Source organism: Photobacterium sp. NCIMB 13483, assembly GCF_003025475.1.
In the GTDB taxonomy this organism is placed as follows: Bacteria; Pseudomonadota; Gammaproteobacteria; order Enterobacterales; family Vibrionaceae; genus Photobacterium; species Photobacterium piscicola.
On sequence record NZ_PYLV01000023.1, the window covers coordinates 1 to 16,335 of the forward strand.

Here is a 16,335-nt window from a genome sequence, read left to right on the forward strand (position 1 = left end):
AAGAAACCTGAATCGAAAGATTCAGGTTTTTTTTCGCCTGTATAAAAGTAAGATGATGCTGAATAGACACTGCGGAGTGGTAGTTCAGTTGGTCAGGCTCTTTATTGGGAAGCTTAGCGGCCAGTCATGTCGGGGGCGCGCTGATTTTCGGAATGGCAAGTCCCGTCCACTTCACATTATTGAAGAAACCTGAATCGAAAGATTCAGGTTTTTTTTCGCCTGTATAAAAGTAAGATGATGCTGAATAGACACTGCGGAGTGGTAGTTCAGTTGGTCAGGCTCTTTATTGGGAAGCTTAGCGGCCAGTCACGTCGGGGGCGCGCTGATTTTCGGAATGGCAAGTCCCGTCCACTTCACATTATTGAAGAAGCCTGAATCTAACGATTCAGGTTTTTTTTCATTTGTATAAAAGCAAGATGATGCTGAATAGACACTGCGGAGTGGTAGTTCAGTTGGTTAGGCTCTTTATTGGGAAGCTTAGCGGCCAGTCACGTTGGGGGTGCGCTGATTTTCGGAATGGCAAGTCCCGTCCACTTCACATTACTGAAGAAACCTGAATCGAAAGATTCAGGTTTCTTTTCGTCTGTAGAAAACTACTTCAATTCATAGAGGCCAGTGTGAAAGATTTCATGTTGCTGTTGGTCACTAATATCTCGGCGACGTGCACGATAACGTGAAACAAAATAAGTAATAACGACAGAGAAAAGGGTATAAGCGATAAGGAATGTTAGCGGTGAATGGATTATTTTGGCAGAAAAGACCCAAATAACACCTGTAACTGTAATAGCGAGTTTCGTCAATGCGGCAACAACTAAAAAACTCATCGCATATTGTGGTCGACGAATAGCTTGGTAAGCAATTAAATAGCTACAACTGACAGCAACAATCGCCAGTGTAAACCCAACTGAGAATGAATGAAAATGTTCGCTAAATAACATGGCGAGCGCGATCATAGTGACAGCAATGATGGCCTTTTTCATAACAACTCCTTACCTTACGCAGAAAGTTTTATTTGTTGAGATAAGCATGGACCTTAATTAGCTAATTGTATGTGACGTGATGCGTTTTTTGATTAATTGATAATATCAATAGTGTGGTTTGTGACCAATGATTGGTTATTGTTAATTGGAGGCTTTCAACGTTGTAACAAAGAAAAGGGTAGTCAAAAGACTACCCTGTGGCAAAGATCATAACAACTGATCTGCACAATGTAACAGCTATAAGGCGTGTTACTAGGACTTAGCAATGAAAATAACTAACTGTTATACCGAAAGAAATTGTTTAAATTGCAGTAAAACTGCTTCTGCTTGAGTTTGATCTTCCATTTCTACAAATAAACGCAGTAAAGGCTCTGTGCCAGAGAAACGCGCTATCGCCCAGCCACCATTTTTAAAGTAAACCTTGGCACCATCGGCGTAACTGACTTTTTCGATGTCATAATCAAATTCAGGCAGTGATTTTTCAATATAAATTTTATTATAAAGACGTTCACGCTCTGCGGCTTTAAAGGTACAGTCACCTTCGGCGGTATAGGCATAACCAAAACGGCCATAGATTTCATCTAATAGCTCAGATAATTTTTTACCGGTTGAGCTGATCATTTCAACTAATAGGCTCGATGCGAAAATGCCATCTTTACCCTTGATATGGCCACGAATAGTGAGGCCACCAGAGCTTTCACCGCCAAGTAATGAGTCATCAGCTTCCATTTGAGAACTGATATGCTTAAAGCCAACCGGTACTTCAAAGGATTTTTCGCCATAAGCTGCAGCGACTTTATCAAGAAGGTGAGTGGTTGCGATATTACGTACTACAGAGCCTTTCCAGCCTTTGTATTCAAGTAGGTAGTAATACAGCAGTAATAGCACTTCATTAGGATGAATAAAGTTACCTTTTTCATCAATGATACCTAAACGGTCGGCATCGCCATCAGTACCGATACCAATATCATAACCTTCTTGAGCCACTAAATGTTTAAGGCGGTAAAGCGTTGCCGCACTTGGTGATGGCATTAGGCCGCCAAAGCCTGGATTTTCACCATCGTTGATAACATCAACATCACAACGACCAGTGATCAATACGGTTTGTAAGGCATTTTTTGCCACACCAAACATAGGGTCAATAAGAACGCGTAGGTTAGCTTTTTTAATTGCGTCTAAATCAAGTAAAGAAATGACCGAGTCAACGAACTCGTTCATTGGATTGATGATTTCAATTAATTGATCACGTTGAGCTTGTTCGAAATCGACATGTTTAATATCGGCTACGGTTAATACTGAAATTTGTTGTTCAATTTTTTGAGTAATAATTTCATCAGCATCTCGACCGCCTTCGATAAAGACTTTAATGCCGTTATAGTCCGCAGGGTTATGCGAGGCAGTAATACAAGCAGAGTAAGTTGCACCTGTTTGTTTGGCTTTAAACATCACGATCGGTGTTGGTACAAAGCGGTTGATAAAGCTACATTTGATATTGTTTCCTGCTAATACTTCAGCAAACCATGTCGCAGCTTTATCTGATAAAAAGCGACGGTCATAGCCGATAATAAAACCATTTTCTGTTACTGATTCTGTGATCATGATGTTAGCAATAGCTTGTGCTACTAAACGTACATTAGCTTGAGTGAACTCTTCGCCAATAAAGGCACGCCAACCACCGGTTCCAAATTGAATCATGGAGGAACTCCTATTTCTCTCGCAAAATAAAATAGGGGAGTAAATCCACTCCCCGAAAAGTGATTAGCCCATTACGACTATAACAGTATTCACAGAACCTTCAGCTTGGGGCGCTATTGCACCTTCGACTGACTGACCGTTAAGCGTGATAGATTTAATCCCCTTGCTGACATGATCTGGGTTAGTAACATTAATCGTGTATGTTGCCCCTCGCCACTCACGCGTTACTTCAAATCCTGGCCATTCAGTTGGAATACATGGATTAATAGTTAAACCATCAAAGCCTGTTTGAATACCTAGAATAAAGTTAGTCACGGCAAAGTAAGCCCAACCAGACGTACCTGTTAACCATGGATGGTTGGCACGACCATGATCTTGGTGATCGCGGCCCATGATAAATTGCACGTAAGAATAAGGTTCAGCTAGGCGTGTTTCAATCATGTCGTTTTGGTTGTATGGGTTAAGTGCATCATAGAACTTCATTGCACGGTCGCCACGGCCTAGTTTTGCTTCTGCTACCCATGCCCAAGGGTTTGGATGTGAGAAGATAGCGCCATTTTCTTTAACGCCTTGGTATACACGGGTTACAAAACCAATGTCGTCGTTAGGGGTTGAGAATGAGGGTGCATTGAGGTGTAAGCCAAACTCTGAATAAAGATTTTCATCAACCGCATCCATTGCTTGTTCACCACGATCTTGTGATGCCATACCTGATAGAACAGCAAGAGTATTTGACTCAAGATGAATACGACCTTCAGTTTGTTGCGCGGTACCTATCTTGTCGCCATTTTTGGTTAAACCACGAATGTACCAGCCACCTTCGTCATCCCATAAATGGGTTTCACAGGCTTCACGAACATTGGCAGCCATTTCAGTGTATTTTTCAATATCGGCTGTTTTACCTTGGTATTTAGCCAGTTGAATAAATTCTTGTAGTGCCCAGAAGTGAAGGAACGAGACCATTGCTGATTCACCGCCACCTAAGTTTAGGCAGTCATTCCAATCGGCGCGTAGACCTTTACAGATACCGGTTTGGCCAACATATTCAGCAGAGAAATTAAGCGCCGCTTTCATGTGATCATAAACAGTTGCATTACCACCATCAGCGTATGGGATCACTTCATCAAGGAAGCTTTCTTCGCCAGTTTCTGTCACGTACTTACAGATAGTAGGGACTAACCATAGGTGGTCATCTGAACACGTATCATCAATACCGTGGATCTTATCGGCATCACTTGGGGTTGGAACAACTGTTGGCGATTTTGATGGCTTAACATCGGCCATTTCTGGATCGAACCAATCAGGATCAAACAGGTGTAAACCGTAACCCGCTTTAACTTGACCACGAAGCAGATCAACTAAGCGCTTACGTGTCATTGCTGGGTTTGAATGTGGTACTGAGATTGCATCTTGAGCTGTATCACGGTAACCAAGACCTGTACGCCCGCCCACTTCGATAAACGAAGCAAAACGTGACCATACAACACACGTTTCTGCTTGGTATAGCGTCCAAGTGTTGATCATGGTGTCTAAGCCTTCGTTTGGCGACGTGACTTTAAATTTATTACAACGGCTTTCCCAATGGTGTTTGATTTCTGCAAATGCAGCATCAACGGCAGCGCTATCTTGGTATTTTTGACGTAGACGTTGGCCTTCGTTTTTACCAATACCTAGAATGTAGTTAAAGCGCACTTCTTCACCCGGTTGAAGGGTGAATTGTTTGTGCAGAGAACCACAATGGTTGTAACAGGTTTGCACGTGATTAGAACAACGGCCTTTTTCAACCGCAATTGGGTTTGATTCATCACGGTATGCACCGATAAAAGTATCACGCTGACCATCATAGCTATCAGGGGCAAAGCTTGATGCTAGGTAGTAGTAACCTTCTTTTTCTTTGGTGTTGTAATATAAGTCGTACTCAATCACGCCATCTTCATAAGATGTACCTGCAGAGTAAAGACTCATCTGGTGGTTTTGGTTGTCAGATTGAATGTGGCTAAATGAAAATTCAACAAAAGAGAATGCGCTAATTGTACGCACTTCATCCGTGGTGTTTTTTAGTACTACATCCCAAATTTCAGCATCTTCACCAATCGGCACAAATAATGTCTTTTGTGCAGCAATACCGTTGTACTCACATGCAAATTTTGAGTATGACAAGCCGTGACGCACTTCATATTTCGCTTCATCAAGACTTTTTGCTACTGGCTGCCATGAAATAGACCAGTAATCACCCGTTGCATCATCACGTAGGTAAACATAGTGTCCTGGGCGATCAAATGTCGCGTTAGGACGGAACTTGGTCACACGATTGTATTCTGGTGACTTATAGAAAGAGTAACCACCCGCATTTTGTGAAATCACTGTGCAGAACTTTTCAGTACCAAGATAGTTGGTCCATGGTGCTGGGACATCAGGTCGAGTGATAACGTACTCTCTGTTGTCGTTGTCAAAATAACCGTATTTCATTATTTCTAATCCTTAAAATATTCACTTTACTGTGTGCGTGGTTATTCACAGTGGCGGTAATTAATGCCCGCCTTGTCTAGATAGTTAAGTTGACCTTTTAAGCGAGCTTTAAAGTCATCCCAGTTACGATGTTGTGGTGTGCTCCAGCAGATCTCCGATACCGCTAGTAAGCGCGGATAAATCATATATTCAAATCGGCTTTGGTTATTTATTAATTCTGACCAAAGTGCCGTTTGAATGCCTAAAATGTGCTGTCGCTCAGAATTTTCCGAAGCGATCATGCTAAGTGGGTGATAATTGTAAACTTTATCTAAGGTTAACTTGCCAGCCCAATCGACACCTGCTTCATCTGCAGAGTAACCTTGAGCAAGGTCGAGGTAGGTAGATTGCGCAGGTTGCATTACTACATCAAACCCATTTTTGACGCATTCAAGCCCCGCTTCTTCGCTAAGCCAAGAAAAAATCACGGTGTTTTTACTGACTTTATTGCCATGGGTGGCTTCTTCCCAACCCATCATTCGTTTGCCCTTATCACGTAATACTTGCTCAGCAAAACGTAATATATGGCCTTGAAGTTCCATTGGATCGTGGTAGTTGTTGTCTGCCATTAATTGTTGGCAAGCCACACTGTCAGACCACACACCTTTTGGTACTTCATCTGCGCCAATATGTACAAATGGAGCAGGGAATAGAGCACAAATTTCATCCAATACTGTTTGAATAAAGGTGTAAGTTCCGGCTAATGCTGGTGATAAAACATTGTCAGGGTAGTTTTGAATGCTGCGATATACCGAATGATCATCGGGATCTTTTAATAGTTCAGGCAAGGATAAAATGGCGGCGCGGCAGTGACCTGGCATATCAATTTCAGGAATAATAGTGATACCGCGATCGCTGGCGTAAGCAATAACATCACGAATGTCTTGCTTGGTATAGAAACCACCATAACGTTGATCAATATGACTAAATTGTGGCACGATAACTTCATTTGGACCACGCCAGGCACCTATTTCAGTTAATTGAGGGTAGGCATCAATTTCAATGCGCCAACCTTCATCATCGGTTAGATGCCAATGGAAAGTATTAAATTTATAGCGTGCTAGATGATCTAATAGATGTTTAATACGATCGACGGGGTGAAAATGACGTCCACAGTCAAGCATCATGCCGCGGTAGCCATAATGTGGTTGATCGGTAATTTCTACCATTGGTACGCAATAAGTCGCATTAGCCACATGACTTGGACTATTAGGTAATAATTGTAATAACGTTGAGGTCGCATGCACAAACCCTGTTGCAGAGCTGGCTTGAATCCAAATATTATCGCTTTCAATCAATAACTGATAACCGTGTTCGATAATGTCATTGCTAACGTGATAATGAATATTCCCCTGAGGGTGAATTGGCATTGTTTCATTAAAATGTTTTTTACATTCAGCACTTAACCAATTGATAGCCCCTTGCGCTAAAGCTGGTGGCGTTTCAATTGCAGTTGTTTGATTAAAAACAAATTCACCGTGAAGACGAGTTAACTGGTTCGGTTGTGGAATTAATGCAATATCACAACCGACGTTAGGTAATGGGGTACAGTAACGCTCGATCGACTCTTGATCTAAATTAATTGCGGTGGTGTAAACTTTTAATGGCGCAATCTGATGTTGGTCATTACCCAAAGCAATAAAGGCTTCACGAATACCATCATCATGAAGATTAAATGGCATGGTTCTCATGGTAAATTCAGTGTAAAAGTGCCCATTAGCCTCTAACGGCGGTAATTGTGATAGGCAACTGTAGCTACCCATTTGGCTAATCGTTCCCACCGAGACTGAAGCGGGATCAATGCAGCGGCTTATAAAAAAATACAGTGACCATCCGTGCAATGCCTGATCGGTTAAGTTATGTAAACTTAACGCATAGCGGCAATAGCCTTTCGCTTTTTCTATTACTGTAAAATCAAGACGATAAGTCATTTATGTTTCCTTAACGTACAAATAGGTTGTGATTGCCGCGCGCCATTGCAATAGCACCATCCATGGCATCACCCTGAGGTGTTGCTAGACGATGTTGCATTGGTGGTGTTAGCCATGTTTGAATACGTTCACCAATCCCCCCCATTAGGCAAATGTTGTGTGCACCACGTAATATCAATGCTTGCATCCACATTTCAATATCAGCGGCTGTCTGTTGCAGTAATGAGATAGCAAGTGGATCGTTGCGTTCGGCAAATGTAAAAATAGCCGGTGAGAATTGACCATAATCACAAGGCCGAGCGGTTTTTGACCAACTAACAATGGCATCAATATCATGATCGAAATGGGTTAATACATGATGAGCCAGTTCTGTTTTCGGCACGATACCATCGACACTGAGTAGCACTTGCTGAATTAAGTGCAGCCCCATCACTGCGCCACTGCCTTGGTCTGAAATAGGAAATTCACGTCCGCCGACAACATGTTGCTTACCGTTAAGTAGTAAAATGCCGCAAGAGCCTGTTCCTGAAATTAAAATCGCACCATCTTTACCGCCCCAAGCACCTAAACAAGCACCATAAGCATCAGTATTTAATGTGATTGCACCATAAGGGTGAGGTTGTTGCATAAAAGCATGCCATGCTTGTTGTTGTTCTGCGCCAGCAAGTGCTAATCCAACCGTCATTGCAGAATAGTCAGCTGAGGTTAATTGTGCTTGTTGGGCCGCAAGAGTAATGGCTTGTTGAATTGATGCCATGGCAATGTCACTACCAAGCAAAATATTAGCGCTACCCGTTTGGGCTTCACCTAAAATAGTGCCATCTAAATCACAAATACGAGCGCGACAAGACGTGCCACCACCATCAATACCCACGAGATAACGATAAGGGAAATTAGCCATGGTGACGTTCCTTAAATTGCAGCGCAGTGGCTAATAAATACCAACCACCATGAGGGATCCATTGCTCTCCCCAACGCCAGTTTTGCAACATGTCATCTTTTTGTGCTGCTGGATTAAAGGCAATATCTTGTTCATTTTCAAAGCCGGATGTGATGCCATTACACACTCCGCCTTTAGCATTGCTAAAACCAAGTTGTGGAAGGTAATCAGGGTTATTGTGACCATGGCCGTCTAACATGCACATATCAAAAGGATTTAAGCCTAAAATCCAATTCATTAACTGTTGGCCATAGTCCATTAGATGCTGTTTTAATTTAGGATCGGTGAGGTGATCTTGTGCCATATAAGCCATGCTCGCGAGTGAGGCAATGCGGGCATTTTCACCTTGCCACCAATAACCTGATTCATTGTTATGAGCGACAAAGAATGCTGTTTGCTTATCACCATTAACAGCTTTGGTATATTGGCGTGGATAACCAAATGGATTATTAACTTCAGTCGTTAACGTTAATTCAAAATTAAGCGTATTCACCAGAACTGGATGTAACTGTTGCTGCTGTTTTGTTTCTGGCTCTGCGGCTAAATATTGCATTAAGGCAATCGCGGGTAAGCCTGCTTCTGCTGCATGGAAATAAGGGCGGCTACCATCTGCGGTTGCTGACCAATAATCGTTAATATTGGCATCAGACATTTGACGATTGCTTAAACGCTGCGCCCACTCACGCATTTCAGTTAAGTAACGCTGCTGATGGGTAGCGCGATAAAGCTCTACTGCGGCTAATAAAGCGCAGTATTCATCAATGATATTTTCAGTACCATCGTTGAGGTAGTTAATATTGTGTTGTTTTAAGTGCCAATAGCCACGTTCTGCTGCTTGCAGATATGACTCACTCTGCACGTTGTCGCTATGAGGAATACGACTGCAAGATGGTAAGGTTGTTATACGAGCAGCGGCAGCTAAAGCGGCAATAGCAATACCACCACCTTGACGAAAACCTGCTTGATAGTCATCAGTTTTGATGCCATCTTGGGTTGCATAGGCGCAGATATCACGTTGTGCTGGCGACTTGCTCCATTTATCAAACACCGTCATGTAAAAGAAGCCGTCATCGCTTTGCATACGTATTAAAAAGTCTGCGCCAAATAACGCTTCTTCTAATAAACGTACCCGAGTGAAATCAGCAATATCAGCTTGATCTTCTGCAATTTCATAAGCTTTGAGCATGTTCCAAACAATCATCGGTGTCTGCTGAGGATTGAGATAATTAGCGTAAGAAAGGTGACTTAAATATTTACTGACATCACCTGACGCATCATACCAACCGCCACGAACATCAACGAGAGTCTCGCTATTGAGTAATTGCGCTTGGCTGTCGGCATGATCATAAATGCCGCTACAACGTTGTGATTTGAAATAGTGTAGAACATCACTGAAAGTACGTTGCATTAATAGGCCTTCAGCAATGCTGAAAACAGGTGTTTCAATATTGGCGTAACGAATACGGTAATCGCCTGCTTTTTGGCAAGCAGAAAAATCAATTTGGTAAATATTGCCCGTATGCCATTGTGCGGTGGTGCCACATGCAGTTAATGGCAGCTGCATAATAGTTTGGTTAGTATGATTGCACACTAATTCGGCTTGGCCTGACAGTGTTTGTGATGTTGTTTGTAGTAATGCTTGCTTTGTATTAAAGCACTCATAACCAAGGTGATTAATTAACAGCTGCATAGGGCCTCCAATGTCGCGAATAAGTGATGGCTCCTTATGGGAACCATCACTGAACGGCTGGTGCGACAAATAACATGGATATAAAAATAAAAGTGTTATTAGTGCTTAGTTTTTGTAACGTTGTTTAGTTTTCGTATAGATAACAACGAACAAAGTGGTTATCAGATAATTGAGTAACTTCTGGTAATTTCTCACGACATTTATCTGTCGCTTGCATACAACGACCCGCAAATGGACAACCAAAGCTTTCAGGTGTCCATAGTGGAATTTCACCTTTGTTACCTTTCAACTTGGTATGAATCGATTTACTTGGATCGGGTACTGCTGAAACTAATAATTGGGTATATGGGTGTTGTGGATTATGGATAATTTGTTCAGTATCGCCCCACTCAACCATGTGACCAACGTACATAACCGCAAGATCTTCAGCGATATAACGTGCTGTTGCGATATCGTGCGTGATGTAAAGTAGTGCCATTTCACGCTCAAATTTCATCTCTTCCATCAGGTTAAGAACACCGGCACGAATTGAAACATCAAGCATTGAAGTTGGTTCATCGGCTAGTACCACCTCAGCGCCAACGGCAATGTTGCGGGCTAAGTTGACACGTTGACGTTGGCCGCCTGAAAGCTGGTGCGGGAATTTTGCCGCGGTGGCTTTTGGTGGAATAAGACCCACTTGCTCAAGAAGGTTGTATACCGTTTCTTCAAGTTCTTTTTTATTACCCGATGGCACTTTGTTATGGATCAGTAATGGACGTGCTATATGGTGAAAAATAGTATGAGTAGGGTTTAATGATCCAAACGGATCTTGCCATACCATTTGTACCCCTTGACGGTATTTCATTACATCATCACGGCTGGTGATGGTTTGAATATCACGCCCGTAATATTCAATGTGGCCGCCACTTGGGGCATACATTTTAGCGATCATTTTAGCGGTAGTTGATTTACCTGAGCCTGATTCGCCAACCACGGCTAAGCCACGGCTTTTGTACATTTTGAAAGATACGTCGTTGATTGCACGCATCTTTGATTTTTTAAGTGAGTTACTGTTTACCGAAAAATCTTTAATTAGATTTTTACCTTCGACAATCGGTGTTCCAACAGGCTTGCTCATAGTGTCTCCTAAATACTGCCTATAAATGCGATGTGTTGCTGCTAGTTACCTGTATTGGTAAATAGGTGGCAGTTTGATAAACGTCCTGGTTCAATCTGGCTTAACTGAGTTGGCGTACTGAAACACGCTGGGTGGGTTTTTCCACAGCGAGCTTGAAAGCGACAACCTTGTGGTATTTCAAGTAAATTCAATGGATTACCTGGAATGCCTGTTAAACGTGTTTTAGGGCCTGTTAATGGCGGGAATGAACTTCCCAAGCCTTCGGTGTATGGGTGGTACGGTGTTTCAAGAATTTGTTTTGATGGTGCAACTTCAATTAATTCCCCTGAGTACATGATGCCGATACGATCAGAGAACTCGACCATCAGTGATAAATCATGAGTAATAAATAAAATTGAGAAGCCAAATTCTTCTTTTAATGCATAAATTTTTTGTAGAATTTCACGTTGAACCACTACATCAAGTGCGGTTGTTGGCTCATCCATGATGATCATCTTTGGATTTAGCGCCAGTGCAATTGCGATAACTAAACGTTGACGCATACCGCCTGAAAACTGGTGTGGATAATCACGTAAACGACTTGGGTGAATATCAACAATCTCTAATAATCCTTCAGCACGGCGAATCGCTTGCTTACGGTTCATGGTGGTGTGACGCATGATCACATCACAAAATTGCTCTTCCATGGTTAATACAGGGTTCAAGGCATTCATTGCACTTTGGAATACCATTGACATTTCGCTCCAACGGAAAGCTGACATTGCCATATCCGTTTTCTTCAAAATATCACCATGACCGTCAAAGATTACCTCACCACCGGTAATGAATGCTGGTGGCTTATGTAGACGCATCAGTGAAAATGCAACGGTTGATTTACCACAGCCTGATTCACCGGCTAGACCAAAAACTTCACCCTTACCAATATCAAAGCTAACATTATTAACTGCACGGACATCGCCAGCATCAGTAATATAATCAACACATAAATTACGAATTGAGATTTGTGGATCGGTCATTATTTAGTCCCGCCTTCTAGTGCTGGTTGAGGGATAGCTTCAACCGGTTGTGCTTGTTTTGCTGTTTCTTTTGCCAGGTTTTTCCAACGACGCATGCCTTTATGTGAACGTAACTGTGGGTTCGCAATTTCATCGACTGCGAAGTTCAACATAGCAAGGCCAATCGCGATAAATATCAGTGCGATACAAGGTGCTAATACTTCCCACCAAGCGCCGACTAACATTGAAGATGATGTTTGAACGTTGTATAACATTACGCCCCAACTAATGCCGTTTGGATCGCCTAGGCCTAAGAATGAGAGAGTTGCTTCTACGTTAATCGCATACATCACCGAACCGATAAAGCTCGCACCAACGATAGAGATAAGGTTAGGAAGAATCTCAACGAAAATGATACGAGGAGACGATTCACCTAATACTTCAGCGGCTTTTACAAATTCTTTTTCTCTAATTGATAGGGTTTGTGCGCGTACGACACGTGCGCCCCATGCCCAAGAGGTGACCGCAATTACAATGGCAATGGTTAATGGTCCTGCTTGGCCAACAAACGCGGCGATAACAAATAGAATCGGCAGTTGTGGCATTACCAACATGATATTCATACATGCGGTGAGGAATTCATCGACTCGCCCACCAAAGTAACCTGCTGAAATACCGATAATTGTTGCTAGGAAGCACACTAATAGACCAGCACCAAAGCCAACAGCTAATGATGTACGTGCGCCATAAACAAGTTGAGACCAGATGTCACGACCCATACGAGAAGTACCGAGTACGTGATCAGCATCTTTTGACATTAATAACGTACGTTTGTTGGTTGCCAAGTTTTTAGCGATCCAACCTTCTGGATTATCTTGTGCAGCTTTTACAACAAAAGCAGGGTATTCATGGGGGTTACCGGTTCTTTTGTCTGGTGAATATTGGGTAATAAAAGGTGCAAATAGCGCTGTTAGAATGAAAATGATAATAATGCCAAGACCAAACATTGCTTTCGGGTTGCTAGAGAGTAATTTAAATAAGCCTTTCATGATTACTTGCCTCCTTTACGTAGACGAGGGTCTAGCGCAACGATTAGGATGTCGGCCATAAAGTTAAAGAACAACATAAACATAGTCATAATCAATAACTGACCTTGCAGTACTTGGTAATCACGCGCATGAATAGCGTTTAGCATCACCGTACCCAAACCAGGATAGTTGAAAATCATTTCGATAATTAACTGACCACCGATAGCCATACCTAACGCCATTGATAGCGCAGTAACACTTGGTAGCATTGCATTTCGTGCTGCGTAGTTGAATACCACACGGTTTTCACTCAGGCCTTTTCCTTTTGCCATGGTGATGTAGTCTTCATTTAGCAAGTTAATCATGTTGTTACGCATGCCAATTAGAAAACCGCCAATTTGAATAATAGTGGCACAGAAAAGAGGTAGGGCGGCATGGTAGAGCACATCTTTATAGAATGCGAAGCTGCTCCAATCCGGGGTTAAACCTGCGGTATATGCGTTACCTGTAGGGAACCACTGCAAGCCGATTGCAAAGGTAAACATCACCAGCATCGCGATGACAACGGGTGGAACGGCTTGCACAACTAACATGCCAGGAGAGATGAAAGTATCGTAGCTACTGCCACGTTTCCATGCTGCAAAAATACCAAATACAGAACCAACACAGAATGAAATAATTACTGCAGAACCGGCTAGAAATAGTGACCAACCAATTGCACCACCGAGTAAGTCATTTACTGATAATGGGTAAAATTTAATTGAAGTGCCAAGGTTCCAAGTAAATACGTTCGCTAAATACGAAAAGTATTGTTCATAAAGAGGACCATCAACAAAGCCTAGTAGCTTCTTCATGGCTTCAATTCGCTCAGGGGTTACCTGTGCAGTTGCGTTTGCGAACATCATGGTAACTGGGTCACCTGGCATCGCACGCGGAAGAATAAAGTTTAGCGTTGCCGCGAAAATTAACGCGATAAAATAAAACGATAAACGACGTAAAAAGAATCCCATAACTCACACCTTACACATCCAGCTTGCCTTCCTGAGCTGAATTCAGGACGTAAAACCCCCTGACGAAAACGCCATACCTTTGATTGCAAAAAGGATTAGAGGGAAGAGGCGGTGCACAAGGCGTGCACCGCAAATTTAAGCAGATATTACGCTTTTGGTTTTAGGTCTAGAACTTGAAGTAGACGCTCTTGAACACCAGCCCATACCATTGGACGACCTTTAGGGTTCTTCTCATTCCACCAACCAGTAAAGCGAGCTTCATTGTATTGGAAGTTGTTAGCACCAGAGATTACTGGGATTGTTACTTGGTTCTCAGCAATGATTTTCTGAATGCTATGAGCAATCTTGATTTGCTCACCCTTATCAGCCGTTTTGTAGAAGCTGTCTAGTAGCGAATCTAACTGTGCATTCTTGAAGTAATGCATAGCGAAACGTGGCATACCGTCACCTTTCTGTAGACGTGAGTTGTACGCACTGTCCCAGTATAGGTGTGGATCTGCACCGTGGAAGTAGTTAGTAAATGCTACATCGTAAGTGCCTTTCAGCATTGATTCATTGTATACAGCAAAGTCAGGAGTACGTGCTTTTGCATTGATACCCGCTTCTTGAAGCTGCTCAACACCTAGTTGTACAGTGTTGTTGAAGTCAGTCCAGCCGTTTGGTGATTGAACTTCAAGCTCAATTTTCTCACCTTTTGGTGACTCAACAAATCCATCACCATCAAGGTCTTTAAAGCCAGCTTTAGCTAGAAGATCTTTAGCGCCTTTGATGTTGTATGTGTTGAAAGCTTTGTACTCATTATGTACAGCTTCGTCAGACCATGATTTAAAGCTATCACCTAGACCTGAAGCGTAATCGTTTGGTGTACCAGCACCATAGAACGCGATGTCGATGATAGTTTGACGGTCAATTGCCATAGAGAACGCACGACGGAAGTCAACATTGTTGATTGCTTCGTTGTTACCTGCTTTTGGCGATTTGTAGTTCAACATGAATGACATTGTGCCAGCAGCAGGGTACCAGTATTTGTGGTTTGGATTTGCTGCAGCATAAGTGCTGTCGATATCAGGAATGAATGATGACGTCCAATCTAGCTCAGAGTTGATGATCTTAGTTAGTAGTTGGTCGTTGTTTGCAATTTGAGGAACACGTAAACAATCAACTTCTAGGTTCGCGTTATCCCAGTAGTTAGGGTTACGACATTGAACATAAAGCTGAGGAGTAAATGTGTCGATCTCAGTAAATGGGCCAGTACCTACAGGGTTTTCGTTAGTGAACGTTGTAGGGTTCTTAACTTTGCTCCAGATGTGCTTAGGAACAACAGGTACTTTTGAAATTTCAAATGGAACGTTTGAGTTTGCAGCAGTTAGTTCAAAGATAACTTTGTTACCGTCTTGCTTAACTGATTTAACCCACTTGTTGATACCGATTTGATCTAGCTCTGGCTTGTTTTTTACTAAGTCAAAAGAGTAAACAACATCACCAGCAGTGAATGCTTTACCATCAGACCATTTTACGCCATCACGAATTTCAAATGTTACCTTCATTAGGTCGTCAGACATGTAGTAGTCTTTCGCCAAACGCATAACAGGCTCGTTACCTTGCATTTGGTTAAAGATTACCAATGGCTCATAAACGAACTCAGTTGTTGTGCGAAGGTTTGTTGCTAAAAACGGGTTAAAGTTACGCACCATTGTAGGGTAGAAATCAGGTACGATTGTTAGCTGGCTTTTTTCTGATGCAGTAGCAACGGGTGCTGTAAAAGCGGTTGCTGCAGCAACAACTGCAAGTGCTAACTTAGTTTTGTTTATATTGGCAAGCATAGCTGTTCCTTACTCTTAGCTCTGTTTCACTAATGGAAATAAAAATTAGCTCCGTCATTGGAGCGCTGTAAACCTACTTCATTGGAACCTGAGTAACGCTGAACCATTGAATGGCCTTGTAGGCTCTCAGTGGCTTCAATATTGGCTGTATTGGTTAAATCGTCAATGTGGTCGCCCGTCAAAAACGTCAAAAAAAACAATTGTTGCCGTCAAAAGTGTTAATTTCATTGTTTTACGTGATTGAGCAGTTAGTAAATAGCGTGCTTAGTATCACATATGAAAGTCGTTGTTACATTTGCAGTGTTAGTGCTCACTACTTTATTTGCCCTTTTAAAGTAAGGGTGATGATTTTTATTTTACGTGATGTGATGTAACGCATATGGTTTTTTTTGCTTATTTTTATACGGAAATTTTTGGCTGTTAGTTTGTTGTGATTCGGTTCTCATAAACTAAAAGAATTTATTTTTAGCGCCGAAGAATGGCGTTTTTTGATGAATATGATTTAATTTTGACCACTAATGATAGTGTGACCTTGATCATTTATAGGCATTCAAACGGGATTATTTCAAAGATTAAAAAAGTGATAGTGGCACACCAAAGACATGAATAGTGGTG

At 42.1% G+C, this 16,335-nt stretch carries 11 protein-coding genes; all 11 read right to left on the reverse strand.

Going from position 1 to position 16,335, the window contains the following annotated elements:
* Nucleotides 1-593: 593 nt before the first annotated feature.
* Nucleotides 594-980 (reverse strand): hypothetical protein, encoded by a 387-nt coding sequence (locus tag C9I86_RS15720; RefSeq protein WP_107276890.1) that lies wholly within the window; start codon nucleotides 978-980, stop codon nucleotides 594-596.
* 282 nt (nucleotides 981-1,262) lie between these two features.
* Nucleotides 1,263-2,675 (reverse strand): phosphoglucomutase/phosphomannomutase family protein, encoded by a 1,413-nt coding sequence (locus tag C9I86_RS15725; protein WP_080158524.1) that lies wholly within the window; start codon nucleotides 2,673-2,675, stop codon nucleotides 1,263-1,265.
* 63 nt (nucleotides 2,676-2,738) lie between these two features.
* On the reverse strand, nucleotides 2,739-5,144 hold the full coding sequence (locus C9I86_RS15730; protein ID WP_107276891.1) for a GH36-type glycosyl hydrolase domain-containing protein: 2,406 nt from the start codon (nucleotides 5,142-5,144) through the stop codon (nucleotides 2,739-2,741).
* 41 nt (nucleotides 5,145-5,185) lie between these two features.
* Nucleotides 5,186-7,114: a beta-N-acetylhexosaminidase gene (locus C9I86_RS15735; RefSeq protein ID WP_107276892.1), complete on the reverse strand. Its 1,929-nt coding sequence runs from the start codon at nucleotides 7,112-7,114 to the stop codon at nucleotides 5,186-5,188.
* Nucleotides 7,115-7,124: 10 nt separating this feature from the next.
* Nucleotides 7,125-8,015 carry an N-acetylglucosamine kinase gene (locus tag C9I86_RS15740; RefSeq protein WP_107276893.1) on the reverse strand — a complete coding sequence of 297 codons (891 nt, stop codon included), beginning with the start codon at nucleotides 8,013-8,015 and terminating at the stop codon, nucleotides 7,125-7,127.
* On the reverse strand, nucleotides 8,008-9,744 hold the full coding sequence (locus C9I86_RS15745) for a glycoside hydrolase family 9 protein (protein WP_080158520.1): 1,737 nt from the start codon (nucleotides 9,742-9,744) through the stop codon (nucleotides 8,008-8,010). Before C9I86_RS15745 ends, C9I86_RS15740 begins: the two co-directional genes overlap by 8 nt.
* A 124-nt stretch (nucleotides 9,745-9,868) precedes the next feature.
* On the reverse strand, nucleotides 9,869-10,864 hold the full coding sequence (locus C9I86_RS15750) for an ABC transporter ATP-binding protein (protein ID WP_080158519.1): 996 nt from the start codon (nucleotides 10,862-10,864) through the stop codon (nucleotides 9,869-9,871).
* A 41-nt stretch (nucleotides 10,865-10,905) separates the two neighbouring features.
* Nucleotides 10,906-11,880 carry an ABC transporter ATP-binding protein gene (locus C9I86_RS15755; protein ID WP_080158518.1) on the reverse strand — a complete coding sequence of 325 codons (975 nt, stop codon included), beginning with the start codon at nucleotides 11,878-11,880 and terminating at the stop codon, nucleotides 10,906-10,908.
* The gene (locus C9I86_RS15760) at nucleotides 11,880-12,908 is read right to left on the reverse strand and encodes an ABC transporter permease (protein ID WP_080158517.1); all 1,029 of its coding nucleotides are present in this window, start codon (nucleotides 12,906-12,908) and stop codon (nucleotides 11,880-11,882) included. The genes C9I86_RS15755 and C9I86_RS15760 overlap by 1 nt, the downstream gene beginning before the upstream one ends.
* A gap of 2 nt (nucleotides 12,909-12,910) precedes the next feature.
* Nucleotides 12,911-13,897 (reverse strand): ABC transporter permease, encoded by a 987-nt coding sequence (locus C9I86_RS15765; RefSeq protein WP_107276894.1) that lies wholly within the window; start codon nucleotides 13,895-13,897, stop codon nucleotides 12,911-12,913.
* Nucleotides 13,898-14,043: 146 nt separating this feature from the next.
* Nucleotides 14,044-15,720 (reverse strand): ABC transporter substrate-binding protein, encoded by a 1,677-nt coding sequence (locus C9I86_RS15770; protein WP_080158515.1) that lies wholly within the window; start codon nucleotides 15,718-15,720, stop codon nucleotides 14,044-14,046.
* Nucleotides 15,721-16,335: the final 615 nt, after the last annotated feature.

Excerpts from the sequence above, each read along its gene's own strand:
- C9I86_RS15765 (WP_107276894.1), bottom strand. The coding sequence starts at position 13,897 with ATGGGATTCTTTTTACGTCGTTTATCGTTTTATTTTATCGCGTTAATT.
- C9I86_RS15740 (WP_107276893.1), bottom strand. The coding sequence starts at position 8,015 with ATGGCTAATTTCCCTTATCGTTATCTCGTGGGTATTGATGGTGGTGGC.
- C9I86_RS15725 (WP_080158524.1), bottom strand. The coding sequence starts at position 2,675 with ATGATTCAATTTGGAACCGGTGGTTGGCGTGCCTTTATTGGCGAAGAG.
- C9I86_RS15720 (WP_107276890.1), bottom strand. The coding sequence starts at position 980 with ATGAAAAAGGCCATCATTGCTGTCACTATGATCGCGCTCGCCATGTTA.
- C9I86_RS15730 (WP_107276891.1), bottom strand. The coding sequence starts at position 5,144 with ATGAAATACGGTTATTTTGACAACGACAACAGAGAGTACGTTATCACT.
- C9I86_RS15770 (WP_080158515.1), bottom strand. The coding sequence starts at position 15,720 with ATGCTTGCCAATATAAACAAAACTAAGTTAGCACTTGCAGTTGTTGCT.
- C9I86_RS15745 (WP_080158520.1), bottom strand. The coding sequence starts at position 9,744 with ATGCAGCTGTTAATTAATCACCTTGGTTATGAGTGCTTTAATACAAAG.
- C9I86_RS15750 (WP_080158519.1), bottom strand. The coding sequence starts at position 10,864 with ATGAGCAAGCCTGTTGGAACACCGATTGTCGAAGGTAAAAATCTAATT.
- C9I86_RS15760 (WP_080158517.1), bottom strand. The coding sequence starts at position 12,908 with ATGAAAGGCTTATTTAAATTACTCTCTAGCAACCCGAAAGCAATGTTT.
- C9I86_RS15735 (WP_107276892.1), bottom strand. The coding sequence starts at position 7,114 with ATGACTTATCGTCTTGATTTTACAGTAATAGAAAAAGCGAAAGGCTAT.
- C9I86_RS15755 (WP_080158518.1), bottom strand. The coding sequence starts at position 11,880 with ATGACCGATCCACAAATCTCAATTCGTAATTTATGTGTTGATTATATT.